The organism is Rhizobium anhuiense bv. trifolii, assembly GCF_024346605.1.
Lineage (GTDB): Bacteria > Pseudomonadota > Alphaproteobacteria > Rhizobiales > Rhizobiaceae > Rhizobium > Rhizobium anhuiense.
This window is the reverse complement of record NZ_CP098804.1, coordinates 563,477-589,874: the sequence shown is the minus strand read 5'-3', so window position 1 is coordinate 589,874 and position 26,398 is coordinate 563,477. Positions and strand designations below refer to the sequence as shown.

Annotated in this window: 23 protein-coding genes and 1 pseudogene; 10 read left to right on the top strand and 14 right to left on the bottom strand. The window is 61.5% G+C overall.

Annotated features, from left to right (window positions below):
* The first annotated feature begins 4 nt into the window (after positions 1–4).
* Positions 5–736: a FadR/GntR family transcriptional regulator gene (locus NE851_RS34445; protein WP_029868376.1), complete on the top strand. Its 732-nt coding sequence runs from the start codon at positions 5–7 to the stop codon at positions 734–736.
* Positions 737–804: 68 nt separating this feature from the next.
* On the opposite strand, the gene NE851_RS34440 is transcribed toward NE851_RS34445, so the two are convergent.
* Genes NE851_RS34440 through NE851_RS34415 form a run of 6 tightly spaced genes read right to left on the bottom strand, consistent with a single transcriptional unit; the run spans position 805 to position 9,508 of the window.
* A complete protein-coding gene (locus NE851_RS34440) occupies positions 805–2,490 on the bottom strand; it encodes a thiamine pyrophosphate-binding protein (RefSeq protein WP_127431060.1) in 1,686 nt (561 codons plus the stop codon).
* Between the two features lie 22 nt (positions 2,491–2,512).
* Entirely contained in the window at positions 2,513–3,706 is a 1,194-nt protein-coding gene (locus tag NE851_RS34435; RefSeq protein WP_127431059.1) for an NAD(P)/FAD-dependent oxidoreductase, read from the bottom strand.
* A gap of 9 nt (positions 3,707–3,715) precedes the next feature.
* The gene (locus NE851_RS34430; protein ID WP_047618800.1) at positions 3,716–4,528 is read right to left on the bottom strand and encodes an NAD-dependent epimerase/dehydratase family protein; all 813 of its coding nucleotides are present in this window, start codon (positions 4,526–4,528) and stop codon (positions 3,716–3,718) included.
* Between the two features lie 12 nt (positions 4,529–4,540).
* A complete protein-coding gene (locus NE851_RS34425; protein ID WP_164735949.1) occupies positions 4,541–5,752 on the bottom strand; it encodes a pyridoxal phosphate-dependent aminotransferase in 1,212 nt (403 codons plus the stop codon).
* Positions 5,749–7,416 carry a hydantoinase B/oxoprolinase family protein gene (locus NE851_RS34420; protein ID WP_127431058.1) on the bottom strand — a complete coding sequence of 556 codons (1,668 nt, stop codon included), beginning with the start codon at positions 7,414–7,416 and terminating at the stop codon, positions 5,749–5,751. The genes NE851_RS34425 and NE851_RS34420 overlap by 4 nt, the downstream gene beginning before the upstream one ends.
* Before the next feature lie 10 nt (positions 7,417–7,426).
* On the bottom strand, positions 7,427–9,508 hold the full coding sequence (locus NE851_RS34415; protein WP_127431057.1) for a hydantoinase/oxoprolinase family protein: 2,082 nt from the start codon (positions 9,506–9,508) through the stop codon (positions 7,427–7,429).
* 306 nt (positions 9,509–9,814) lie between these two features.
* Between NE851_RS34415 and NE851_RS34410 the strand changes: the two genes are divergently transcribed.
* The 8 genes and pseudogenes from NE851_RS34410 to NE851_RS34375 all read left to right on the top strand — a co-directional run bounded on the left by NE851_RS34410 (position 9,815) and on the right by NE851_RS34375 (position 17,957).
* Positions 9,815–10,930, top strand: a complete 1,116-nt coding sequence (locus tag NE851_RS34410) for an ABC transporter substrate-binding protein (RefSeq protein WP_127431056.1) — start codon at positions 9,815–9,817, stop codon at positions 10,928–10,930.
* Positions 10,931–11,007: 77 nt separating this feature from the next.
* A complete protein-coding gene (locus tag NE851_RS34405) occupies positions 11,008–11,925 on the top strand; it encodes an ABC transporter permease subunit (RefSeq protein ID WP_127431055.1) in 918 nt (305 codons plus the stop codon).
* Between the two features lie 17 nt (positions 11,926–11,942).
* On the top strand, positions 11,943–13,253 hold the full coding sequence (gene livM / locus NE851_RS34400) for a high-affinity branched-chain amino acid ABC transporter permease LivM (RefSeq protein WP_127431054.1): 1,311 nt from the start codon (positions 11,943–11,945) through the stop codon (positions 13,251–13,253).
* The gene (locus NE851_RS34395) at positions 13,250–14,068 is read left to right on the top strand and encodes an ABC transporter ATP-binding protein (protein WP_127431053.1); all 819 of its coding nucleotides are present in this window, start codon (positions 13,250–13,252) and stop codon (positions 14,066–14,068) included. Before livM ends, NE851_RS34395 begins: the two co-directional genes overlap by 4 nt.
* A complete protein-coding gene (locus NE851_RS34390; RefSeq protein ID WP_028755658.1) occupies positions 14,065–14,799 on the top strand; it encodes an ABC transporter ATP-binding protein in 735 nt (244 codons plus the stop codon). The genes NE851_RS34395 and NE851_RS34390 overlap by 4 nt, the downstream gene beginning before the upstream one ends.
* A 14-nt stretch (positions 14,800–14,813) precedes the next feature.
* Positions 14,814–16,244 carry an aldehyde dehydrogenase family protein gene (locus NE851_RS34385; protein ID WP_254962520.1) on the top strand — a complete coding sequence of 477 codons (1,431 nt, stop codon included), beginning with the start codon at positions 14,814–14,816 and terminating at the stop codon, positions 16,242–16,244.
* A gap of 9 nt (positions 16,245–16,253) precedes the next feature.
* Positions 16,254–17,003, top strand: a complete 750-nt coding sequence (locus NE851_RS34380) for an electron transfer flavoprotein subunit beta/FixA family protein (protein WP_168332715.1) — start codon at positions 16,254–16,256, stop codon at positions 17,001–17,003.
* A 23-nt stretch (positions 17,004–17,026) separates the two neighbouring features.
* Positions 17,027–17,957, top strand: a pseudogene (locus NE851_RS34375) (electron transfer flavoprotein subunit alpha/FixB family protein).
* Positions 17,958–18,111: 154 nt separating this feature from the next.
* Here the strand turns inward: NE851_RS34375 and aroQ are convergent.
* The 8 genes from aroQ to NE851_RS34335 all read right to left on the bottom strand — a co-directional run bounded on the left by aroQ (position 18,112) and on the right by NE851_RS34335 (position 24,230).
* A complete protein-coding gene (gene aroQ, locus NE851_RS34370) occupies positions 18,112–18,567 on the bottom strand; it encodes a type II 3-dehydroquinate dehydratase (protein ID WP_254962518.1) in 456 nt (151 codons plus the stop codon).
* Between the two features lie 55 nt (positions 18,568–18,622).
* Complete coding sequence (locus NE851_RS34365; RefSeq protein ID WP_254962516.1) at positions 18,623–19,669, bottom strand: Gfo/Idh/MocA family protein; 1,047 nt, start codon at positions 19,667–19,669, stop codon at positions 18,623–18,625.
* 32 nt (positions 19,670–19,701) lie between these two features.
* Positions 19,702–20,529, bottom strand: coding sequence for a shikimate dehydrogenase family protein (locus NE851_RS34360; RefSeq protein WP_097545034.1), 828 nt, complete (start codon positions 20,527–20,529; stop codon positions 19,702–19,704).
* Positions 20,530–20,688: 159 nt separating this feature from the next.
* A complete protein-coding gene (locus tag NE851_RS34355) occupies positions 20,689–21,420 on the bottom strand; it encodes an amino acid ABC transporter ATP-binding protein (protein WP_049810853.1) in 732 nt (243 codons plus the stop codon).
* A 92-nt stretch (positions 21,421–21,512) separates the two neighbouring features.
* Entirely contained in the window at positions 21,513–22,154 is a 642-nt protein-coding gene (locus NE851_RS34350) for an amino acid ABC transporter permease (protein WP_254962515.1), read from the bottom strand.
* A 9-nt stretch (positions 22,155–22,163) separates the two neighbouring features.
* Positions 22,164–22,832 carry an amino acid ABC transporter permease gene (locus NE851_RS34345; RefSeq protein WP_028757714.1) on the bottom strand — a complete coding sequence of 223 codons (669 nt, stop codon included), beginning with the start codon at positions 22,830–22,832 and terminating at the stop codon, positions 22,164–22,166.
* Between the two features lie 16 nt (positions 22,833–22,848).
* Entirely contained in the window at positions 22,849–23,292 is a 444-nt protein-coding gene (locus NE851_RS34340; protein ID WP_254962514.1) for a type II 3-dehydroquinate dehydratase, read from the bottom strand.
* Positions 23,293–23,399: 107 nt separating this feature from the next.
* On the bottom strand, positions 23,400–24,230 hold the full coding sequence (locus NE851_RS34335) for a transporter substrate-binding domain-containing protein (protein ID WP_028755647.1): 831 nt from the start codon (positions 24,228–24,230) through the stop codon (positions 23,400–23,402).
* A gap of 215 nt (positions 24,231–24,445) precedes the next feature.
* Between NE851_RS34335 and NE851_RS34330 the strand changes: the two genes are divergently transcribed.
* Positions 24,446–26,335 (top strand): bifunctional sugar phosphate isomerase/epimerase/4-hydroxyphenylpyruvate dioxygenase family protein, encoded by a 1,890-nt coding sequence (locus NE851_RS34330; protein WP_047619661.1) that lies wholly within the window; start codon positions 24,446–24,448, stop codon positions 26,333–26,335.
* Positions 26,336–26,398: the final 63 nt, after the last annotated feature.

Here is a 26,398-nt window from a genome sequence, read left to right as displayed (position 1 = left end):
ACCAGTGTCAATCATCACGCAACGAGGCAATCTCGCGGAAATCGTCGTTGCAAAGCTGATGGAACGGATCGATTCCGGTCTTTATGCCCCGGGCGAGAAAATTCCGTCAAGTGCCCAGCTATGCGAAGAGTTCGGGGTTTCCCGAACCGTCATTCGCGAGGCGCTCACCTCCCTCAAGGTGGGCGGACGGGTGACAGCGCGGCAGGGTGCGGGGGTCTATGTCAGCGAGAAGGACGCAAAGACCCTCAATTTCGAGATCAGCCGCATCGAGGACATTCGCTCGGCGATGCAGATCCTGGAATTACGGCTCGGCGTCGAGATCCAATCCGTTGCCCTTGCAGCGTCGAGGCGCACGCCGGAGGCGCTGGCAGAAATTGCCCGCGCCTATGACAACCTTGAAAACCTGGTGACGGACGATGCCGAGGTCGAGGCCCGCGCCGATTTCGAATTCCATCTTGCAATCGCCCGCGCCACCCGCAATCCCCACTTCCCGAGTTTTCTGGAAGCGGTGATAGAGAGCATCAATTTCGAACTCGTGCTCAAACATCGCCAATCGGCGCGCGGCTACAGCACCTACCTGAAGAAGATCAATAAGGAACACGCCGCTATTCTGGCCGCGATCACCCAAGGTGATGCCAAGGCTGCCAAGGCCGCGCTGATCGTCCATCTGGAGGAAAGCCTCCATCGCTACCGCACGATGCTCAATGAGCCGGCGAGCAGCGAAACAGAGGATTGATGCGCACCGCCTGCTTTTCAGGCGGTGCGTTTTCCTGCGATCACTTCCCCGCAATCACTTAGCCGTAATCACTTTCCCTGGGCGATCGCCTGTTCGCGAATTTGCGTCAGTGTCATTTTCGGTGTCAGCGCTTCCGGATCGATCCGGATTTCGATGAGACCCGGCTTGCCTGACGCCTCGCAGCGTTCGAAGGCGCCGGCGAAGTCCTCGGTTTTTTCCACGGTCTCGCCGTGGAGGCCATAGGATCGCGCCAGCGCGGCAAAATCCGGGTTCGTCAGGCGGGTAGCGGAGACGCGACCGGGATAGCTGCGCTCCTGATGCATGCGGATCGTGCCATACATGCCGTTGTTGATGACGAGGAAGACCACCCGAGCGTCATACTGCATGGCGGTTGCAAGCTCCTGGCCGTTCATCAGGAAACATCCGTCGCCGGCGAAGGCAACGACCGTGCGCGCGGGATCGGTGATCTTGGCGGCGATCGCCGCCGGCACGCCGTAGCCCATGGAACCGTTCGTCGGTCCGAGCTGGGTGCGGAAGGTGCGGTACTGATAGAAACGATGCGCCCAGGCGGAATAGTTGCCGGCGCCGGTGGTCAGGATGGCGTCGGGCTTGAGATGGCCGCGCAGCCATTCCATGATATCACCCATCTGCACCGGCCCCGGGACCTCGGAATGCGCGAGGTTTTCGAGGTAGTCGGCATGGGTCGCTCGGGTCCAATCCTTCCACACCGGCGCAGATGATGGATTCAACTTTGCCGCCTGCGACAGGAAACCCGCGACGCTGGCGTTGATCGGCAATCGCGCGTGATAAACGCGCCCCAATTCCTCCGCGCCCGGATGGATATGAACGAGCGACTGCTTCGGCACTGGAATGTCGATCAGCGTATAGGCGCCTGTCGTCATCTCTCCGAGACGGGCGCCAATGGAGATCAGCAGGTCGCAATCCTTCACATGGCGGATCAACTTCGGCCCTGCGGCAAGGCCGAGATCGCCGGCATAATTCTCGTGCTTATTGTCGAACAGATCCTGGCAGCGGAAGGAAGCGGCGACCGGCAGGCTGAAGGCCTCCGAAAACGCTTTCAGGTCGACAACGGCCTGCTGCGTCCAGCCGCCGCCGCCGACAACGACCAGCGGGCGCTTCGCCTCGGAGAGAAGGCCGAGCAATTCTTCGAATTGCTCGGGGCCGGCAAAGCCCTCGACCCGCTTGTAAGGTGGAGTGTCGGCGACATCGACCATATCGGTCAGCATGTCTTCCGGAAGAGCGACGACCACCGGCCCGGGCCGGCCGTTGACGGCCCGGTGGAACGCCTGGCTGATGAGCTCGGGAATGCGGGCGGCATCCTCGATCTCGACGACCCACTTCGCCATCTGGCCGAACATGCGGCGATAATCGATCTCCTGGAATGCTTCGCGCTCCATCTGATCACGCGCCACCTGGCCGATGAACAGGATCATCGGTGTCGAATCCTGGAAAGCCGTATGCACACCGACGGAAGCATTGGTCGCGCCCGGCCCGCGGGTGACGAAGCAAATGCCGGGTTTGCCGGTCATCTTGCCGTAGGCTTCCGCCATATAGGCAGCGCCACCTTCCTGCCGGCAGACGATGAATTCAATAGCGTCTTCCATGTCGTGAAAGGCGTCGAGGGCGGCAAGATAACTTTCGCCCGGCACGCCGAACACGCGCTCGACACCGTGGATGCGCAAGGCATCGACGAGCACCTGGCCGCCACTGCGCTTCAATGTTTCATTTCTCATCGGGAGCCCCTCTCCTTGTACGTTAAATGACGGCGTCTTCGAGGAAGGGCCGGTGTGCCGTCACTCGTTCATAGCCAAATGGCGAAAGATCGAGCGTCTTGAAGCCACCATAGGCAATCAGTTCCGAGAGACCCCGTCCCATCGCCGGCGACTGCTGGAGACCGTGCCCCGAAAAGCCGTTTGCGAAGAGGAAATTGCTGACCTCAGTATGCGGTCCGAGGACGACATTGTGATCGAGGGTGCAATAATCGTAGTGGCCGGCCCAGGAATTGACGACCTTGATCGCCTCGAAGGCCGGAACCCGGTTCGCCATGATCGGCCAGATTTCCTCATCGAATTCGTCGTGCATGACGTCGAAATCGTTGGGATCGACCTCCGGATCGTGCTTGGGATAGGTACCCATCAGATAGAATTTGCCCTCGGGCCGGAAGAAAACGCCGGTGGGGTCGATCGTCAGGCCGACCTTTCCTTCGAGCGGTGTGCGGCAATCGACGACGAACAGCGAGCGTCGGCGTGGCTCGACGGGAACGTCGAGCCCGGCCATGCGGGCGACCTTTTTACCGTTGGTGCCCGATGTGTTGACCATCGTGCCGCAAGCGATCGTCTGGCCGCTCTTCGTCGACACGGAAACGATGCGGTCTCCCTCTCTGTTGACGGCAACGACTTCGTCTTCGATATATTCGACGCCCAAAGAGCGCGCTTTCTTGCGGAAGCCCTGGAGCAGGCCGACGCTGTCGAACCAGCCTTCGCCCCGTTCGCCGGTGCTGCCGAGCGTCAGTCCTTCCAGGTTCAACCAGGGAAACCGCCGGCCGAGGCCGTCAGGATCGAGCAGCGTGACATCAGCCCCGCAGGAGATCTGGGTCTCGTGGTTGCGCCGGAGAACCTGATCGCCGCGTTCGTCCTCGGCGAGGAACAAATACCCGGCCTCATGGAAACCGATCTCCGGCGTATCGTCGTCGACGGCGACGTTTTCCTTGAAGTTGCGGATGAACTCCGTCCCGAACTGCGAGACTTTGACGTTGATCGCATTCGAGAACTGGTGACGGATGGAGCTGGAAGAGAGCGCGGTGGCCGACCGCTGATAGGTCCAGTCCTTCTCGATCACCAGGACCGATCCGTTGAAATCGGGGTTGGTCGCCAGAAAATATGCCGTCGAACTGCCAACCACTGCACCGCCGACGATCACCACGTCATAGGACGACTTGGAAGCTTGCATCGGTGCGTCTCACTTCTTCTCGTCTTCATAATGGCCGGCAGCCGCAAAGCTGCCGCCCTGGAAGCGCACCGCCGGATCGTTGGGATCGCCTTGTTTCGTCTTCGCAAAGACCTTGTCCGCGTAATCGTCGGCGCTGTCTTCCGGCTTGTATCCAAGCGATGCCGCCGTGCGGTTGTCCCAGAAGGCCTGGCTGTTGTCGGACATGCCATAGGCGACCATGAAGCCGACGCGTTCGGCCGACAGGCTCTTTTCGACGAGCTGGCGGCAATCGCGATAGGAAAGCCAGGTGATGAGATGGCGCCGGTCCGTCGGCTCCGGGAAAGACGAGCCGATGCGCAGGCTCACGGTCTCGATCCCGAACTTGTCGAAATAGTAACGGCCGAGGTTTTCGACGAAGGTCTTCGACACGCCGTAGAGACTGTCGGGGCGGGTCGGTACGTTGCCGTCGATCGTCTCGGTGCGCTCGTAAAACCCGATGGCGTGAACGGAGCTGGCATAGACGATGCGCTTGACGCCATGCTGGCGCGCCGCCTCATAGATGTTGTAGCTGCCGACGATGTTGGCGTTGAGGATGGTGTTCCAGGGAGCTTCCAGCCCCTGACCGCCCATATGAATGATGGCGTCGCAACCCTCCACGGCTTTGGAAACGGCGTCGAAGTCGGAAAGGTCCGCCGGGAAATCTTCCTCGTGCGGCGCGAGGTTGTCGCAGGGCTTGCGTGCGGACAGCCTGACGATCTTGCCGAGCCTTGTTCCGGATTCGCGCAACTGGGTTCCCAGAGCGCCGGCCGCGCCGGTCAGAAGCGTGCGCTGATAATCGGTCATCGAATTTTCCCTTTAGCGAAGTTTAGCCAGTGCATCGGCGGTGCGCTCGATGGCAATGGCAAGATTGTCGCGCGATGTCGCGAAGGAAAGGCGAATATAGGGTTCGACACCGAAAGCGGCACCCGGAACGGTTGCGACCTTGCCTTCCCTGAGGAGATAGGAGGCCAATTCGGTGTCGTTGGAAATCCCGGCGCCGTCGGGCGCCGTCTTGCCGATATAGTGGGCGCATTTCGGAAAGAGGTAGAAGGCCCCTTCCGGTGCCCGCACCTCAAGACCGGGTATCGCGCTGAAGCCCCTTGCGACGAGTTCGCCGCGCGCCTTGTATTCGGCAACCGCTGTCGTCACGAAGTCCTGGGGACCGTTGAGCGCTGCGGCGGCGGCAAACTGGGTGATGGAGGACGGGCAGGTCGTGCTCTGGGACTGAAGCTTGTTGAGGACCCTGGTCAGTTCCCGCGGGCCGGCCGCATAACCGAGGCGCCATCCCGTCATGGCGTAGGCCTTGGATACGCCGTTGATGATGAGCGTGCGGTCCTTCAGCTCCGGGCAAGCGACGACGAAGGACGTGAAAGGCACCTCGCCGCAGACGATATGCTCGTAGATCTCATCCGACATGATCGCCACATGGGGGTGGCGCGCCAGCACCGCGCCAAGCGCCTTCAGTTCGTCCGCCGTATAGATCGCCCCTGTCGGATTGGAGGGAGAGTTGAACAGGAACCACCGCGTCTTCGGCGTGATGGCTGCTTCCAGCCGCTCGGCTGTGATCTTGAAGGCATCCTCGACACCGCAAGGCACGGTTTTGGGAATGCCGCCATGCAGGATGACGATGTCGGTATAGGAGACCCAGTAAGGCGCCGGCACGACCACCTCGTCGCCGGGCTCCAGCGTTGCCAGGAACGCATTGAAGAGTATCTGCTTGGCGCCGTTGCCGATGGAAATCTCATCCATGGCGTAGTCGAGGCCGTTCTCGCGTTTGAACTTGGCGACGATCGCTTCGCGCAGTTCCACCAGTCCGTCCGGCGCGGTATAGCGGGTAAGCCCCTTGCGCATCGCCTCGATCGCCGCCTGGACGATATGATCGGGCGTATCGAAATCGGGCTCGCCGAGCGAGAGGTCGACGACATGCTCTCCCCTGGCCCGCATCGCCTTGGCGGCGATCGACACCGCCATGGACGGCGAGGATTTGATCGTCGCGACGCGCTTGCTTTCGAATGCAATCATATTCATGCCTTGCCTCCCTGGGTCCGGCCCCTGCCGTAGGCTTCAGCCTGTTCTTCGGTGATGTATCCATGCCTCAGGTCGTGTTCGATCGCGTCAGTCGGGCGATTTGCCGGATCGCCGTAACCGCCGCCGCCCGGAAGCGACAGAACGAGGCGCCGGCCTTCCGGCACGAATTGAAGCCCCTTGCCCTTGAGAACCGTACCGTCGTCGAGCGCAACGGCGCCGGCCGTGCCGCTCTGTCCGCCTTCGCGGCCGCGTGCGGGGTGGCCGAGCCTGTCGAACATGGCGGAGAAGCGGAAGCTGAAACCTTCGGCCGCTTCGATCTCGATCATCTGGCCGAGACCGCCGCGTTGCGCGCCGGCACCCCCTGACCCCTCGCGCAACTCCTTGCGCCAGATGATGACGGGGCCGACATTTTCCGTCGCCTCGATCGGCATCGTGTGCACGCCGCTCGGAAAGGCGGTGGCGTTCAAGCCATCGAGAGCGGCACGCGCGCCGGAGCCGCCGGAATTGAACATCAGGATTTCCGCGCCCTTGCCGCCGATCTGATCGGAGACGGAGCGCACGCTCATATGCAGGTTCCAGAGTGCGCTGGCACCCTCCGCAGGAACCTGGCCCGGAAGCGCCTGATGCAGCGCGCCGAGCACGAGGTCCGGCACGAAATGGCCGAGAACGTGGCGGACGGCGACCGGCGCCGGCCGCTTGGCATTGAGGATGCAGCCTTCCGGCGCCACGACGTCGAAGGGTGCTAGCGAGGCCGCATTGTTGGGAATTTCCGGCGCCACGACGCATTTGATGCCGTAGCAGGCATAGGCCTTGGCGTAGACGAGCGGCACATTGATGCCGAACTTGCTCATGCCGGAGGTGCCATCGAAATCGACCACGACTCCCTCGGGACCGATGGTAAGTCTTGCGGCGAGATGCACCGGCTCATCATAGCCGTCGAGATCCAGGCTATAATCCCAGGAGCCGTGCGGAAGATTCTTCAGCCGCTCCAGCGTTGCCTCGCGGCTGTGCTTGAGGATGAAGCCGCCGATCGTCGACAAATCAGGAAGATTGAATTCCGTCAGCATGTCGACGAGCCGGCGATGGCCCGTTTCATTGCAGGCGGCGAGCGCATAGAAGTCGCCGACGACCTTATCGTTTTCGCGGACATTGTTGCGCACGATATGGATCAGCGTCCGGTTCAGCTCGCCGCGCTCGAAGAATTTCATGATCGGGATGAAGATGCCCTCTTCATAGACTTCACGGGCATCCGGGCCGAAACCGCGACCGCCGACATCGACGACATGCGCGGTCGAGGCAAAATAACCGACCAACTTGCCGTGATGGAAGGAGGGCGTGACGACGGTGATGTCGTGCAGATGGCCCGTTCCCTTCCATGGATCGTTGGTGATGTAGACGTCGCCTTCGAAGATATTGTCCGGCCCGATATCGGCAATGAAATGCGCGACGGATTCCGCCATGGCGTTGACGTGGCCGGGCGTGCCGGTAACCGCCTGCGCCAGCATGCGGCCTTCCAGGTCGAAGACGCCGGCCGACAGATCGCCCGCCTCGCGTACGGAGGTGGAGAAGGCCGTGCGGATCAGCGTCTGCGCCTGCTCCTCGACGACGGAGATCAGCCGGTTCCACATGACCTGCATATGGATATCGATCATGGATTGGTTCATGTGACTATCCTCAGATCCGGGTTACGAGAAGGCAGCCATCGCGCTGAACGACGGCCTTGAAAGAGACGGTGAGAACCGTCGAGGTCTCGCGCTCGACGATGACGGCGGGGCCCTTGACCACGTCGCCGGGCGTCAGGCCGGTACGCTCGTGAATGCCGGCTTCGAGATAGGCGCCCTGCGCAGCCTCGAACAGGCGGCGCGTCTTGCCAGGCTGCACGACATTGCCTTCGGCGATGGAGGATACGCGCTCCACCGGCGGCAGCGGCGAGCTCGCCTTGACCGACCAGCTGACGATCTCGATATCGAGACCTTCGATGGCGCGGCCGAAGAAACGCTCATATTCCTTTTCGAACGAGGCGGCGATCGTCTCAGCACTCGCGGCGTCGAAATTGTCATCGGCAAGCGGGACCGGGATATCCCAGCCCTGCCCGGCATAACGCATGAACAGCGTGCGTTCGATCACCGGGGAGCCCGCGTCGAGCCCGCCTTCGACGAAGCCCAACGCCTCAGCCTTCATGGCTTGGAGGAGCCGGTTGGCCTCGGAATATTCGAAATTCGACAGGTTGAAGACGGCGCTGCGGACGGACTCATAGCCGAACGGCGCCTTGAGGAATCCGATCGCCGAACCAACGCCGGCGCCCGGCGGAACGAGGAAGGTCGAGATGCCCATTTTTTCACAGAGGCGCGCGGCATGCAGCGGTCCGGCGCCGCCGAAGGTGATCATGGTGAAATCGGAAATGTTCTTGCCGTTCTCGACGGTGTGGACGCGGCCGGCATTGGCCATGTTTTCGTCGACCATTTCGCACGTGCCGTAAGCTGATGCTTCCGGATCGAGGCCGATGACCGAGCCGATATCGTCGCTCATTGCCCGGCGGCTCGCCTCGACGGAAAGCGGGATGGCGCCGCCCGCGAAATTGGCGGGATCGAGCTTGCCGAGGATCAGGTCCGCATCGGTGACGGTGGGGTTCTTGCCGCCGCGCTGATAACAGGCCGGGCCGGGCTCCGAGGCCGCCGAGTGCGGCCCGACGCGGATCTGGCGCATTGCGTCGACCGAAGCGATCGAACCGCCGCCCGCGCCGATTTCGACCATCTCGACGACGGGGATGGAAATCGGCATGCCGGATCCCTTGCGGAATCGATAGGTGCGCGCGACTTCGAATGTCTTGGCCGTCTTCGGCACCTGGTTTTCGATCAGGCAGATCTTGGCGGTCGTGCCGCCCATATCGAAGGAAAGAACCGTATCGAGACCATATTGACGGGCAATGTCGGCCGCGAAGATCGCGCCGCCCGCCGGACCGGATTCGACCAGACGCACCGGAAACTCGGAGGCGCTCTCGACCGAGACGATCCCGCCGCCGGAATGGATCATGAAGACCGGGCAGCCGACTCCGATCTCCTTCAGCGACACGACGAGACGGTCGAGATAGGATTTGATCGCCGGCTTGACATAGGCATTGGCGCAAACCGTGTTGAAGCGCTCGAACTCGCGCATCTGCGGCGAAACTTCCGACGAGATCGAAACGGAAATGCCGGGAAGGCGCTTCAGGATCGCATCGCGGACGGCGACTTCGTGCGCGCCATTCGCATAGGCATGAATGAAGCCGACCGCGACGCTTTCATAGCCGCCTGCGGCAACCTTCTCGACGACGGCTGCGACCGAAGCCTCATCCAGAGCGAGCAGAACCTTGCCCTGCGCATCGATACGCTCCCGGATGACGAATCGGTCGGCGCGGGCAATGAGCGCCGGCGGCAGGGAGATATTGAGATCATACTGCTCGAAACGGTTCTCAGTGCGCATCTCGAGCACGTCACGAAAACCTTCCGTCGTCACGAAGGCGGTTTTGGCGCCGCGCCGCTCGATGAGCGCATTGGTGGCGAGCGTCGTGCCATGAATCAGGATGCCGATCTCTGAAAGAGCGATACCCGCCATGTCGGCGACGGCCTTCACGCCCTTGAGGATCGCCCGCTCCGGTGCCGTATAATCCGTCAGGATCTTCGTCGAGTGAAGCGTCCCATCGAGGTCGAGAGCGATATCCGTAAAGGTGCCGCCGATATCGACGCCCACCCGGCAGTTTCGTGGCGTGCTGCTCACCGTCTTGTTCCCCGCTTTCTTAACGTTGGAGGCCGCGCTCGCGCAGCCATGCGTCGTGCCATTCTTCACTGTTGCAAACGACACTGCAACATTTCCGCTTGACGATCTTCGTATATGTCACTTATCATATAAGTGTCAATTAAGAAAAGGATCGAAAATCTCGAAATCCGCTCTTCTCCGCAACTGCGGAGCAGAGAAATTACCTAACAAAAATAATATCTTCGCCTTTGATGCGAAGCATGAACGCGGACTGAACCGCGTCGAGAACCATTAAAAACCAGAGAGCTTCAACCAGAGGGAAAGCACATGAAATCCATCTCGAAACTTCTGAGCGCCACCGCTGTGGCCTCCGCCTTGCTGTTTTCCAGCGCTTTGGCCGCCGACACGGTCAAGATCGGCGTCGCCGGCCCCTTTACCGGCGCCAATGCGACCTTCGGCGAGCAGGTGTTCAGCGGCGTGTCCGCCTATGTCAGCGACGTCAATGCGTCGGGCGGCATCAATGGCAAGAAGATTGAACTGGTGAAGGGTGACGACGCCTGCGAACCGAAGCAGGCCGTGGCCGTCGCCAATCGTTTCGTCGACCAGGACAAGGTTCAGGCCGTGATCGGGCATTTCTGCTCGTCCAACACGATCCCGGCTTCGGAAATCTACAATGATGCCGGCATCCTCGAAATGACGCCGTCCTCGACCAATCCGACCGTCACCGATCGCGGTTTCGACAATCTGTTCCGTGGCTGCGGCCGTGATGACCAGCAGGCCGTCGTCGCCGGCAGCTTCATCCTGGATACGCTGAAGCGGGACAAGATCGCGCTCATCCACGACAAGGACACCTATGGCCAGGGCCTGGTGGACGCCGTCAAGAAGACGATCGAAGCACGCGGAATCAAGCCGGTGATGTACGAAGGCCTGACCCGTGGCGAACGTGACTTCAACGCGCTCGTCACCAAGATCAAGAGCTCCGGCGCCAACGCCGTTTATTTCGGCGGCCTCATTCCCGAAGGCGGCCCGTTGATCCGCCAGCTGAAGGAACAGGGTGTCGACGTAGTCGTCGTCAGCGGCGATGCTTTCGCGCAGACGGAACTCGTCGCAGCCGCCGGCGGGCCTGAGAATCTGAAGAACGTCTATTATTCGGCGACGCCCGATCCGCTGGCCGATCCCTCCACGCAGGGCGTCCAGGATGCGTTGAAGAAAGCCAACATCACGCCGGCCAACTACGTGCTCTATGGCTACGCCAATGCGCAGGCCATCGTCGCTGCGCTGAAGGCCGGCGACGAGCTGGAGGCCCAGGCCGACTATCTCCGCAACAACACGGTCGATTCTGCCATCGGCAAAATCACCTGGGACGCCAAGGGCGACATCAAGGACTTCAAGTTCGTCTTCTACAACTTCGACGACAAGGGAACCCCTGTCTTGGTGAAGTAAGGCATTTTGCCCGAGTTGGCCGGACCGCAAGGTTCGGCCGGCTTATCCATCCCCGAAAACCATAAGAGGGGTTCACCATGGACTTTTACATCCTGGTTCAACAATTGTTCAATGGCATCACGCTGGGGACGATCTACGGTCTGATCGCGGTCGGATACACCATGGTCTACGGCGTCATCCGGATGATCAACTTCGCCCATGGCGACGTCTATATGGTATCGGCCTATATCGCCGCCATCACACTCGCCGTGCTTGGCTATTTCGGCGTTCAGTCGGTTCCCTTCGCCTTGATATCCGTGCTGGTGATCAGCTGCGCGATCACGGCCGTCTATGGCTGGGTGATCGAACGCGTCGCCTATCGGCCGCTTCGCGGCTCGACCAAGCTTGCTCCGCTGATATCGGCCATCGGCATCTCCTTGATGCTGCAGAGCTATGTCCAGATCGCTCAGGGCGCACGCGACCAGGGCGTGCCGACACTCATCCAGGGTGCGTTTCGCATCGGTGGCGATGTCCACTTCGCACAGATCACCTATATGCAGACGGTGATCCTGTTCGCGTCGCTGATCGCCATGGGCATACTGACCTATGTGATCAACTACACCAGGATCGGCCGCGAATGCCGTGCCACCCAGCAGAATATCCGGATCTCCGCGATACTGGGGGTGAACACCGACCGGATCATTTCGGCCGTGTTCGTCATGGGCGCGGCCACGGCCGCCGTCGGCGGCACGCTCGTCACCTTCAATTACGGCTCCTTCAACTTTTTCATCGGCTTCGTCATGGGCATCAAGGCCTTCACGGCCGCAGTGCTCGGCGGGATCGGTTCACTGCCCGGCGCCGTGCTCGGCGGTATCGTCCTCGGCCTGACCGAGGCTCTGTTCGCAGGCTATGTCAGCACCGACTACAAGGACGTCTTCGCCTTTGCGTTGCTCATCACCCTCCTGTTTTTCCGACCGTATGGCCTGCTTGGCCGGCCGGAAATCCAGAAAGTCTGAGAGAGGAGCAAGAAACCATGGAATCCAACCGCCTTCGCGCGCTCGTCAGGCAAGCGCTCCTCACCTTTACGGTCTCCCTCATCCTGTTCGGTCCGATATCGGGACTGGTGCTCGAGGGATTTTCGTTCACCAACGAACTGATACGCGCGGTGTTGCTGGCTGCCGTCGTCACGGCAGGACGTCTAGCACTCTCGCTGTTCCAGATGAGCAGCCCCGGCCGAAAACTCATCCGGCGCATCGCAGGCAACGGTGCCGGCGTGACCGTCATGACCGGCAAGGAAAGGTCGCCGGCGCTGCTCCTTGCCGTGCTGTTTCTCGCAGGGCTGAGCCTGCCGTTTTTTGCCGACAAATACCTCCTGGGTATCGCGATCCTCGCCCTGATCTATTGCCTGCTCGGCCTGGGGCTCAACATCGTCGTCGGGCTTGCTGGCCTGCTCGATCTTGGCTACGTCGCCTTCTACGCCGTCGGCGCCTATCTCCTGGCGCTCGGATCGCAATATCTCGGCATCGGGTTCTGGGGCGCTCTGGTGCTCGCCCCATTCCTGGCCGGCCTCTTCGGCATGGTCCTCGCCTTTCCCGTTCTCAAGATGCATGGCGACTACCTTGCCATCGTCACGCTCGGATTCGGCGAGATCATTCGTCTTGTGCTGAACAACTGGCTTGATTTCACCGGCGGGCCGAACGGCGCTCCGGTTCCGGCACCCACCTTCCTCGGCCTCGAATTCACTCGTACCGCCAAACAGGGCGGCGTTCCCATTCATGAATATCTGGGCATCCCCTACAGCGCGGACTACCGGTTCTGGTTTCTCTATTTCGTGCTGTTTCTTGTCGTCTGCTTCGTCATCTACGCCGTGGAGCGGCTGCGCGTCATCCCTCTCGGCCGCATGTGGGAAGCGCTGCGCGAAGATGAGATCGCCTGTCGTTCGCTCGGCGTCAATCACGTCTTCACAAAGCTCACGGCCTTCATGCTCGGCGCCTCCACAGGTGGCCTGGCCGGCGTCTTCTTTGCCGCACAGCAGGGCTTCGTGAATCCGACATCCTTCACCTTCTTCGAATCCGCCCTCATCCTGGCCATCGTCGTCCTTGGCGGCCTCGGATCGACGGCCGGCGTCATCTCGGCAGCGCTCGTTCTCACCATTCTTCCGGAACTTCTGCGCGAATTCGCCGAATACCGCGTTCTCGTCTTCGGCATTCTGATGGTGGTGATGATGATCTGGAAACCGCGTGGCCTGGTCCGCATCAAGCGCCCGGCCTTCTTTCCGAGCTCGATGAAAGAAGGCATCGGCAACGAACTGTCCTTTGAGGGCAAGGCGGAGGCGGGACGATGAACGGATCTATCCTCGACGTGCAGAATGTCACGATGCGGTTCGGCGGCATCGTCGCCAACCGGGACGTCAGCTTCTCGGTCGAACGCGGCGCGGTGACCGCCCTGATCGGTCCCAACGGCGCCGGCAAGACGACGATGTTCAACTGCATCACCGGCTTCTATCGCGCCAGCGAAGGCAGCATCATGCTGAACGGACGCGAAGGCCCGACCGATATCGGCCAGTTGGTGACGAAACCGATTACCGGCGGCTCGCACCTCGTGACACGCGCCGGGATTGCCAGGACGTTCCAGAACATCCGCCTGTTCAAGGAAATGTCGGTTATCGAGAACCTTCTGATCGCCCAGCACCTCACCACCCGCAACAACATCCTCAGCGGTGTTTTCCGGACTGGAGCGTTCCGCAAGGCCGAGGGAGAGGCCATCGATCGTGCCTATTACTGGCTCGGGCAGATGAAGCTTGCCGACGACGCCAACCGCCTGGCCGGTGAACTGCCTTACGGCCGGCAGCGCCGCGTCGAGATCGCTCGCGCCATGTGCACGGGCCCGAGCCTCATATGCCTCGACGAACCAGCCGCGGGCTTGAACCCCTCCGAAACGCTGGATCTGGCGGAAGTCATACAGCGGCTCTGTGACGATCACGATCAGACGGTTCTCGTCATCGAACACGACATGGGCCTCGTCATGCGCATTTCGAACCACATCGTCGTGCTCGATCATGGCGAGGTGATCTCCGACGGCACGCCTGAGCATGTCGCCAATGACCCGGCCGTCGTCGCCGCTTATCTCGGTGTCAGCGAAGAAGAGGTACCAGCATGAGCCAATCGTCCGACACGCAGGTACCGCTTCTCGAATTCGCCGGCGTCCATGCTCATTACGGCGCGGTCGAAGCGCTGAAGGCGGTAAACGTCCACATCTCCGCCGGTGAGATCGTCAGCCTGATCGGTGCAAACGGCGCCGGCAAGACCACGCTGCTTTCTTCTATTTTCGGCGCCCCGCGCGCCTCATCGGGCAAGATCCTGCATCGTGGCGAAGATATCTCCCATATGCCGACCAGCAGGATTTCCCGGCGTGGCATCGCGCTCGTTCCGGAGGGCCGGCAGATCTACCAGGAGATGTCCGTCGAGGAGAATATGATGATGGGCACGACACCGATCGGCATGGCCCATTTCGAAGAAGACAGGAACACCATGTTCGAGCTCTTCCCGCGTCTCAAGGAACGTCGAAACCAGACCGCCGGCACCATGTCCGGCGGCGAGCAGCAGATGCTCGCCATCGCCCGCGCCATGATGGCGCGGCCCGAATTGATCCTGTTCGACGAACCCTCGCTCGGCTTGGCGCCGCTGATCGTCAAGCGCGTTTTCGAGGTTTTGCGGGAAATCGCCGCAATGGGCAAAACGATATTTCTCGTCGAGCAAAATGCCAATCACGCCTTGAAGCTCTCCCAGCGGGCCTATGTCATGGTCAACGGCCGCATTCATCTCTCCGGCGACAGCGCCGCCCTTCTCGACAACCAAGACGTCCGCAAGGCCTATCTCGGGCTGCACTGAACGCAGGGATTTCCATGCTGCACAAGAACCTGATCGCCGGGGAATGGGTTGCCGGCGACGCTTCGGCGAACATAAACCCGTCCAACACCCATGACGTCGTCGGCGAATTTGCCCGCGCCAATGCCGATGACGTCAGGGCTGCCATCGCGGCCGCAAAGTCGCCTTTGCCAGCCTGGTCCCAAGCGCCGATCCTGATCCGCCATGCCATTCTGAAGAAGACCGGCGACGAGATATTGGCGCGCAAGGAGGAGCTCGGACGCCTGCTGGCCCGCGAGGAAGGCAAGACCTTGCCCGAGGCAATCGGCGAAGTCACCCGCGCCGGCCAGATCTTCGATTTCTTTGCGGGCGAGGTTCTCAGGCTGTCGGGAGAAACGCTGCCCTCGGTTCGCCCCGGCGTCGGCATCGACATCACCCGCGAACCGGTCGGCGTCGTCGGGGTGATCACGCCCTGGAACTTTCCGATCGCCATCCCCGCCTGGAAGATCGCGCCTGCCCTTGCCTATGGCAATACGGTCGTCCTGAAACCCGCCGATCTCGTGCCGGGCTCGGCCTGGTCCCTCGTCGAGATCCTTCATCGGGCGGGCGCGCCGGCCGGTGTCGTCAATCTCGTCATGGGACGCGGCAGCGTGGTCGGCCAGACGATGCTCGACAGCCCCGATATCAACGCCCTGACCTTTACCGGGTCGGCAGCGACAGGAAAGCGTGTCGCGCTCGCGTCGATCGAGCATAATCGCAAGTTCCAGCTGGAGATGGGCGGCAAGAACCCCTTCGTGGTCCTTGACGATGCCGATCTCGAGGTCGCCGTCGAGGCGGCCGCCAATTCGTCCTTCTTCTCCACCGGCCAGCGTTGCACGGCATCCTCACGGCTGATCGTGACGGAAGGCATTCACGACCGCTTCGTGGCGGCACTTACCAGACGTCTTGAGGGGCTTGTCGTCGACGATGCTCTGAAGAGCGGCACGCATATCGGTCCCGTCGTCGACGAAGGCCAGTTGAGGCAGGACACCGACTATATCGATATCGGCCAACAGGAAGGCGCAAGGCTCGCCTTCGGCGGCAACAGGCTGGAACGGGCGACACCCGGCTTCTATCTCGAACCCGCGCTTTTCACCGAAGCGACGAACCAGATGCGGATCGCGCGGGAGGAAATCTTCGGCCCGGTCGCCGCCGTCATCCGGGTGAAGCATTACGACGAGGCCCTCGCCGTCGCCAATGATACCAGCTTCGGCCTCTCCTCCGGGATCGCCACCACCAGCTTGAAACATGCGACGCATTTCAAGCGCAATGCCGAAGCCGGCATGGTCATGGTCAATCTGCCGACGGCCGGTGTCGATTTCCACGTGCCGTTCGGCGGCCGCAAGGGCTCGTCCTTCGGCCCGCGCGAACAGGGCCGATATGCCGCGGAATTCTACACCTCGGTCAAAACCGCCTATACGCTTGCATAGGGAAAACCCATGAAGATACTCGTCCCAGTCAAACGGGTTGTCGACTACAACGTGAAGATCCGGGTTCGTCCGGATGGCACGGGTGTCGAGCTTGCCAATGTGAAGATGTCGATGAACCCGTTCGACGAGATCTCGGTGGAAGAGGCGCTGCGGCTGAAGGAAGCCGGCAAGGCCGAGGAGGTTGTCGTGGTGTCGATCGGTCCTGCCAAGGCCGAGGAGACGCTGAGGACGGCCCTTGCCATGGGTGCCGACCGGGCAATCCTGGTCGAGACCGACGATGCGGTCGAGCCGCTGGCGGTTGCCAAGATCCTCAAGGCGGTCGCCGATGCCGAACAGCCCGGCCTTGTTATCGTCGGCAAGCAGGCGATCGACGACGATTCGAACCAGACCGGCCAGATGCTGGCGGCACTGCTTGGTTCGGCCCAGGCGACCTTCGCCTCGAAGATCGAGATCGGCGATGGCAAGGCGACCGTCACCCGCGAAGTCGATGGCGGCCTGCAGACGATCGAGATCAAGCTGCCGGCAGTGGTCACCTCGGACCTGCGCCTGAACGAACCGCGTTATGCCTCGCTGCCGAATATCATGAAGGCGAAGAAGAAGCCGCTCGACAAGAAGTCTCCTGCCGATTTCGGCGTCTCCACCACACCGCGCCTCAAGGTGTTGAAGACCGAGGAGCCGTCCGGCCGCAAGGCCGGCGTCAAGGTCAAGTCGGTCGCCGAGCTGGTCGACAAGCTCAAGAACGAAGCCGGCGTGCTTTAAGCCAGAACCAGGGAGCCCTCATCATGACCATTCTTCTTCTGGCTGACCACGACAATGCAAGCCTCTCCGACCAGACCGCCAAGGCGTTGACGGCCGCAACCAAGATCGGCGGCGACGTGCATGTGCTGGTCGCCGGCAAGGGCGCAAAGGCTGCTGCCGATGCGGCTGCCAAGCTTGCCGGCGTCTCCAAGGTGCTGCTGGCCGAAAGCGATGCGCTGGCCAACAATCTGGCCGAACCGCTGGCCGACCTGATCGTCTCGCTGGCCGGCAGCTATGACACGATCCTCTCGGCTGCGACGTCGGTCGGCAAGAATGTGCTGCCGCGCGTCGCTGCCCTGCTCGATGTCGCCCAGGTCTCCGAGATCATCGAGGTGATCTCTGCCGATACCTTCAAACGGCCGATCTATGCCGGCAATGCCATCCAGACGGTGCAGGCAACCGATGCCAAGAAGGTGATCACCGTGCGCACCGCCTCCTTCGCCTCTGCAGCCGAAGGCGGCTCCGCGCCGATCGAGACGGTTGCAGCGGTTTCCGATCCCGCTCTGTCGCGCTTCGTCGCCGATGCGCTGTCGGCCTCCGACCGTCCGGAACTGACCTCGGCGAAGATCATCATCTCCAGGCGGCCGGGCGCTGGGTTCGGCGGAAAAATTCCGGGAGGTCATCCTGCCGCTCGCCGACAAGCTCGGGGCTGCCGTCGGGGCAAGCCGCGCGGCCGTCGATGCCGGTTATGCGCCGAACGACTGGCAGGTCGGCCAGACCGGCAAGGTGGTGGCGCCGCAGCTCTATATCGCCTGCGGCATATCAGGCGCCATCCAGCATCTGGCCGGGATGAAGGATAGTAAGGTGATCGTCGCCATCAACAAGGACGAGGAGGCGCCGATCTTCCAGGTCGCCGACTACGGACTGGTCGCCGATCTCTTCGACGTCCTGCCGGAATTGCAAAAGGCGCTCTGAACAGCGTGGAGGCGCGGCAAGCCAAACACAACGTCGCGCTCACCTCCGCATGATCCGCCTCCGACCACAGGGGAGCGCCGGCTGGTCGCAGGCTGCATTCGAACACTGTCGGCGACAACCTATGCCGCAACAGAAAACAGGCGACTTGGAGGCGCTAAACTGCACTTGGGCCTGACATTTTGATCAACGTGGCGATACGGCGGATCGCCAGCTGGTACCCCTCCGTGCCGAGACCGGCGATAACGCCGTCGGCGCGTAGCGACACGTAGGAATGGTGCCGGAAGCTCTCGCGTTTATGGACGTTCGAAATGTGCACCTCGATCACCGGCTGCTCGAACGCGTTGAGCGCATCGAGGATGGCGACCGAGGTTTGGGTGAAGGCCGCGGGATTGATGACGATACCGGCGCCATCCTCACGCGCCTCATGGATCCAGTCGATAATCTCGTATTCGCGATTGCTCTGGTGAAAGCGGATCTGGTGCCCGAGTTCGTCCGCCACCCGGCGGCAATCCCTCTCCACGTCGGCAAGCGTCTCATGCCCGTAGATATGCGGCTGGCGCTTGCCGAGGAGGTTCAGATTCGGTCCGTTGAGAACGTAGATAGTGCTCATGCTCGAGTCCTTGTCATGTTTGGAGCCGTGTCATCGCCGGGCGCTCGAAGCAGGTTCAGGCCAGCATTTCCGAAACGGCGATGGTGCGGTTCTCCCGGCCGGCCCGGGCGATTGCCAGCACGGTGGCAAGTGTCATCGCGCCATCCCGGGCGGAAATGAGCGGCTCGGCCTTGCTTTCGATGACATCGACGAAATGGTTGAGCTGGTTTTCGTAAGCGCGGCTGCCGTCGAGCGTGATGTGCTGGCGCACCAGGGGATGCTGCCAGTGGCCGGCTTCGGTCTCGTGTCGCCAGACATCCATGCACGGGATCGACAATGCGGCCTTCGTGCCGGCGAGATGGTAGGAATTTTCCGGCTGGTGCGGGAAATAGAGCGCCTGTCCGGCCGCTGTATCCCAATTGAACGGCGACACCGCCGTGTCGCTCATCAGAAGCGTCCCGAGGGCGCCGCCTGCGAAGCGGACGCTGACGCTCGCCGTATCCTCAACCTCGAACGATCGAACGGCGTTGGAGGTAAACGCCATGACCTCGTCGATATCGCCGCAGATGAAGCGCAGGCAATCGATGTCGTGGATGAGGTTGATGAGCAGCGGCCCGCCGCCTGGCTCACGGCGCCATGCCGCGTCGAAATAGGCAGCGGGCTTGTCCGTCATCCACATGGCGTTGACCGCGACCAACCGGCCGAGGATGCCGTCGGCCACGATCTGACGAGCCTTGGCGATATCGGGACTGTGGCGTCGCTGGTGGCCGATCAACACCGGCACATCAGTCTTCTCGGCGGCCGCGACGAGCCGCATCGCAGCATCGAGCGAGTCGGCGATCGGTTTTTCCACAAGGCAGGGAATATTGCGCTCGACGCAGGCGAGCGCCGCTTCCACGTGCAGGGCGTTCGGCAGGGCGATGATGGCGCCGTCCGGTCTCATGCGATCGAGCATTTCGCCCATGTCGGTGAAAAACCGCGCGCCGAACTCGTCGGAAACGGCTTTCGCCGCCTCGGAAACGTCGGCGACGCCGACCAGTTCGACGCGGGGATTGGCGCGCAGCAGCGCGGCATGCTCCCGCCCGATCAGCCCTGCTCCCATCAGCACAATTTTCTGGGACACGAAATTCGCTCCTTGCTTAAGGGCAGACCGCCTCACACCTTGGCGATCGCCCGAAGTTCTTCTGCGGTGGTCGTCGGAAAGCCGAAAAACTCGAGATAGGCGGGGATCTGCTCGAACAGCATGTCGACCCCCACCTGGAATTCACAACCGCGCGCCCGCACCGCGGCCAGGAAGGGCGTTATCTCCTGCTTCAGCACCACCTCCCCCACGAATGCGGAGGGCGAGATGCGCGACACGTCAAGCGGCAGGGGGTCGTTGTCGTTCATCCCGAGCGGCGTCGCATTGACGACGATATCGTAGCCGGCGGGATCGGCCGAACCGGTCGTTACCTTGAGAGTGGGATAGTGGAGACGGAGCCGGTCGGCCAGGCCGTTCATCATCGGCACATGGGCGTCATAGAGCGCGAGTTCGGCAATCTCTGCCTGCGCGAGCGAGGCGGCGATCGCCGAGCCGACGCCGCCCGCGCCGATCATCATCGCCCGGCTGCCGCGGACTTGGCGGCCGCGGCGCAGCACGCCGCGCACGAAGCCTTCGCCGTCGAACATATCGCCGATCAGCGTGCCGTTTGGGCCGAGCCGCACCGCGTTGCAGGCGCCGGCCACCTGGGCGCTCTTCGAGACTTCGCCGAGCAAGGCCATGGTGGAAATCTTGTGCGGCATGGTCACGAGCGCGCCGTGGATGTTGGAAAGCCGGAAGACCAGTTTCAGGAACGCCGGATAGTCTTCCGGCCGGCATCCCATCGGGACCACGACCGCATCGATGTCGTTCTTTTCAAAATAGGGATTGTAGATCAGCGGGGCCTTGAACGAATGCGTGGGATAGCCGAGATGCGCGATGAGCTTCGTGGTGCCGCTGATCATCGGCTTGAACCTTCTGGATTTCGCTTTGGCTGCGGCATGGGAGCACCTTGGGCGGCTTCGAACGCCCGGCCGGCCAACCGGCTGGGCAAAGGCTGTTTTCGTGAGGGCGGCGCGACATGACGCGGCGCCGGCAGGCATTGCGCTGAGATCCGCGACACCTCAGTGCCTGCCGAGGATTTCGCCCAGGAATTTCCGCGTGCGCTCGTGTTTCGGGTTGGAAAAGAACTCGACCGGCGACGCCTCCTCGACGATCGCCCCGCTCGCCATGAAGATGACGCGGTCGGCGACCTGACGGGCAAAACCCATTTCATGGGTGACGCAGATCATCGTCATGCCTTCCCTGGCGAGGTCGATCATCGTGTCCAGCACTTCCTTGACCATTTCCGGATCGAGCGCCGATGTCGGCTCGTCGAAGAGCATCACCTTGGGTCGCATGCAAAGCGCCCGGGCGATTGCGACACGCTGCTGCTGGCCGCCGGAAAGCTGGGCGGGATATTTCTCCGCCTGCTCGGAAATCTTAACACGCTCAAGCAACTGCCGGGCTCTCGCCTCGGCTTCCGCCTTGCCGAGCCTGAGCGCCTTCATCGGCGCCAGCATGCAGTTCTGCAGCACTGTCAGGTGCGGAAAGAGATTGAACTGCTGGAAGACCATGCCCACCTCACGGCGCACCGCATCGATCGTCTTCGACTGATGCCCGAGAAGGATGCCGCCGACGCGGATTTCACCCTTCTCGTATGTCTCCAGGTGATTGATGCAGCGGATCAGCGTCGACTTGCCGCTGCCGGATGGTCCGCACAGGACGATCTTCTCGCCTTTACGCACCGAGATGTCGATGTTGTGAAGCGCCTGGAAGGCGCCATACCACTTCTCGACGCCCGCCATCGTAATCATCATCTCAGCGGCATTTGCCGTAGTCGAGCGGTCGCTCATCGATAAACTCCGTCTTCAGAAATTGTGGGAGGCTTGCGCGTCATGACCGTTGCCTACCGCGCCGATGCCGCAAACCTGCGCTCGAGACGCGCGCCGTAGATCGTCAGGGGGCAGCACATCAGGAAGTACAGGGCGCCGACCACGGCAAAGACCGTCAGCGGCTGGAAGATCTGGTTGGAAACGATGTTGCCGGCACGGGTCAGCTCCGTGAAACCGACGATCGACGCAAGCGATGTGCCCTTGATGAGCTGGACGAGGAAGCCGATCGTTGCCGGAAGCGAGATGCGCAGCGCCTGCGGCAGGATGACATTCTTCATCCGCCAGACATAGCTGAGGGCAAGCGCCTTGGCCGCCTCCGTCTGGCCGCGCGGAACCGCCTCGATCGAGCCGCGCCAGATCTCGCCGAGATAGGCGCTTGCATGCAGCGTCAACCCGACGGAAACAGCGGCCCAGGCGTCGAGCCTGATGCCGATGAGAGCCAGGCCATAGTAAACGACGAAGAGCTGCATCAGCAGGGGCGTGCCCTGGAAGACGGCGATGTAGCCGGCGGTGATCCGCTCGATCCACCGGATGCCCGACGTCCTCGCCAGCGCTATGCCGAGCCCAGCTATGCCGCCGCAGACGAACCCGACGGCCGACAGGGCGACCGTCCATTTCAGGCCCAGGAGCAGGAAGAAAAATTCATCGCGACCCATGAAGCGCCCTCACTTGACCGGATAGCTGAAGTAGCGGGCCGAGAAGAACGCGAAGAGACGCATCATCAGCCAGGAAATGACGAGGTAGAACGCCGTCACGGTGAAATAGACCTCGAAGCTGCGGAAACTGTCGGACTCGATCCGCTGGGAGACGGAGGTCAGCTCATAGGCCGAGATCGCCGACGCGATGCTGGTGGACAGCGTCAGCAGCACGAACTGGCTGGTCAGCGACGGGAAGATTGCCCGAAGCGCCGGCTTCAGGACGATCAGGCGGAAGACCTGGGCCTTGTGCAGGCCGAGCGCCAGCCCTGCCTCCACCTGTCCTTTGGAGATCGACTGCACGCCGCCGCGAATGATCTCAATCGCGTAGGCACCGCCATTGATGCCGAGCGCTATGATTGCCGTCGGCGTCGGATCCAGCCGCACGCCTGCCAGCGGCAGGGCGAAATAGATGAAGAAGATCTGCACCAGGAACGGCGTGTTGCGGATGATCTCGATGAAAGCGATCACCAGCCAGCGGACCGGCTTGAAACGGGACTGGCGGAGCACCACGCCGCCGATGCCGATGATGATCGCCAGGATCATGCCTGAGATGGCAAGCAGGAAGGTGCCGAGACAGGCGGCCAGGAGATCGGGCAGGCCATCGATAACGGGGGTGAAATCCAATGTGTAGTTCATGGTTCTTCCCTGGAGATCAGGATACCCTCGCCATTCCGGCCATCGCCTCGATGGCCAACTCGTAGCCTCGGGCGCCGAAGCCGATCATGATGCCGGTCGCGGTGCGGGAGATCAGCGAATTGTGATAAATGCTTTCGCGGGCATGCACGTTCGAGATATGGAGCTCGATCTTCGGCCCATCGAATGTCTTCAGCGCATCCAGCAGGGCGACCGACGTGAAGGTGTATCCGGCGGGATTGATGATGATGCCACAGGCGTCCTTGCGCGCCTGATGCACGGACTCGACCAGTTCGCCCTCGAAATTGGTCTGTCGAAAATCCACGACAAAACCGAGCGCGCCGGCCTTGGCATGGCACCGGTCCCGGATGTCGGCAAGTGTGGTCGTGCCGTAGACCGAAGGTTCGCGCTCGCCGAGAAGGTTGAGATTCGGCCCGTTCAGGACAAAGATCGTGTTGCTCATTTTCAAGCTCCAGGTGCACCGGTACCGTGCATTGCACAGCACCGGCGCAGGCATCGCGTCGTGCGGATGCCGCCTTGCAAGTGGTCAGTGCGGCCGAGAACCGCGGATCAGTTCACGGTAAACGGAATGCCTTCCAGGCTCGCCGGGAATTCGGGAACCGGGACCTTCATCCACTTGTCGTAGACCTTCTTGAGTTCGCCATTGGCCTTGATCTTGTCGATGAAGGTGTTCAGCTCGGCGTTGAGCTCTTTCTCGCCGAGACGGGTGCAGGCGCCGTTGTAGAGCTTCTGGAATTCGAGCTTGTTCTCGAACTTGCCGGGAACGGCTTTCTCCACGCGGTCCATATAGAAAATATTGCCCCCCAGAGCCTCGACCTGGCCGGATGCGAGAGCCTGGATGCTCGGCGCATCACCGTCGTAACGGCGGATGGTTGCCGTCGCCGGCGCGTTCTTGGTGACCTGGGTGTCCTGGGCTGCGCCCTTGGCGACGCCGATCGTCAGATTAGCCATATCTTCATTGGTCTTGATCGACTTGTCCTTCGGACCGATCAACACGATCGCATTGGCAGCGTAAGGCTTGCTGAACTGCACGGCCTTGGCGCGATCGGGCAGCATGGCCATGGTCGCGAAGAGCACGTCGACGCGGCCCGTGGTCAGCGCCGGAATGCGGTTATTGACTTCGAGCGGGACGAATTCAACTTCAACGCCGAGCTCCTTGGCGAACAGCGTCGCGATGTCGGCGTCGAGGCCATCCTGCTTGCCGGCGCTGGTGACGAAGCCCCACGGCGGGTTGTCGCCCTGGATACCGACGACCAGCTTGCCCTTTGCCTTGATCTCGGCGGGCGTGACGGCGGCAGCGGGCTGCGCCATGGAAAACGCGGCCACAAGCGCTGCCGCTCCAAACAACGCGTGACGGCGCTTCACTTTCAATTCGAACATTTCGTGCTCCTCCTCTCATGATCCCATGGGGACCCTGTCAGCACTCCGTTTGCTGACGACAATGCAAAACTGCCATGGGAGCATCTTTAAATCAACAGAGTTTTTCGATAATATATGATAAAATCGATTTCGACATGGAAATCTAGGCTTAAATTATGAAATCAATCTGCACCAGCAGGTGTGGAAACGGCTTTCCAAAAAGGAGGAAGACTGGGATGAAGACTTCGATAGCGACGGTTTCAATCAGCGGCGAGCTGCCCGAAAAATTGGAGGCAATCGCCAAGGCCGGTTTCGGCGGTGTCGAAATCTTCGAGAACGACTTCCTAGCCTTCGATGGCAGTCCTGCCGATGTGGGAAAGATGGTGCGCGATCACGGGCTGGAAATCACCCTGTTCCAACCTTTCCGCGATTTCGAGGGCATGCCGGCCTCCCACCGGCAGAGAACCTTCGACAGGGCGGAGCGCAAGTTCGATGTGATGCAGGAACTCGGCACCGATCTTGTGCTGGTCTGCTCCAACGTCTCGCCGGTCTCCCTCGGCGGCGTCGATCGCGCTGCGGCGGATTTTTACGACCTCGGAGAGCGGGCGGCGAAGCGCGGCCTGAGGATCGGTTACGAAGCGCTCGCCTGGGGCCGCCATGTCAACGACCATCGCGACGCGTGGGAGATCGTCCGGCGGGCCGACCATCCGAATGTCGGCCTGATCCTCGACAGCTTTCACACGCTGTCACGGAAGATCGACATCAATTCGATCCGCTCCATCCCGAAGGACAAGATCTTCATCGTGCAACTCGCCGATGCGCCGTTGATCGACATGGACCTGCTCTACTGGAGCCGGCATTTCCGCAATATGCCGGGCGAAGGCGACCTGCCGGTCACGGCCTTTACTGCCGCCGTCGCCGCGACCGGTTATGACGGCTATTTCTCGCTGGAAATCTTCAACGACCAGTTCCGCGGCGGGCAGGCGCGCTCGATCGCGGCAGACGGCCATCGCTCGCTGATTTATCTCGGCGACCAGGTACGCCGAGCTCCCGGCACGGAAACTCTCAGTGTTGCCTCCATGCCGGACCGGGCGACGGTCAGGGGCGTCGGTTTCGTGGAATTCTCCACCGACGAGGAAGATGCTGCCGACCTCATCGGGATCCTGCGCACGCTCGGCTTCCGCAAGACGGCGGCGCATCGTTCGAAGAAAGTCAGCATTTTCCAGCAGGGCGACATCCGCCTCATCGTCAATACCGAGGAAAAGGGTTTCACCAACGCGTCGTTTGCCGTCCACGGCACCTCGGCCTATGCGATGGCGCTGATCGTGGACGATGCGAAACAGGCTTTCGCGCGGGCCGTGGCGCTTGACGCCGAGCCATTCAGCCAGCCGGTCGCCGCCGGTGAAGTCGAAATCCCGGCGATACGCGGTGTCGGCGGTGGATTGATCTATCTGCTTGATGACCAAAGCGATCTCGGCCGCTTCTCCGAAATCGACTTCATGCCCGTCGAAGACGAAGCTGAAATTGTGCCTGCGCATCTGCTCAGGATCGACCACGTCGCCCAGACCGTGGCCTATGACGAAATGCTGACCTGGCTGCTTTTCTATAGTTCGATCTTCGAGACCCATAAAACGCCGATGGTCGATATTATCGATCCGGCCGGCGTGGTCCGCAGCCAGGTGGTCGAGAACGCATCGGGTTCGCTGCGCATCACCCTGAACGGCGCGGAAAACCGCCGGACACTCGCCGGGCATTTCATCGCGGAAACATTCGGATCGGGCATCCAGCATCTCGCTTTCGATACCGATGATATCTTCGCCACCGCCGAAGCACTTCGCAAAAACGGCTTCCGGCCGCTGCACATCTCGCCGAACTATTATGGTGATGTCGAAGCCCGCTTCGGCCTGGACCCCGAGCTGACCGAGCGGCTGAAGGCGGAAAACATTCTCTACGACCGCGACGAACACGGCGAATATTTCCAGCTTTACAGCGGCACCTATGGCGAGGGCTTCTTCTTCGAGATCGTCGAGCGGCGGAACTATCGCGGCTACGGCGCACCGAACGCCATCTTCCGTATTGCCGCCCTGAAGAAGCTGATGCGGCCGGAAGGATTGCCGAAAATGTAAATAACTCGCGTTACCGCGATCCTATGAGAAAAATTAGTTTCCGCAGGCATTCACGCGCGATTG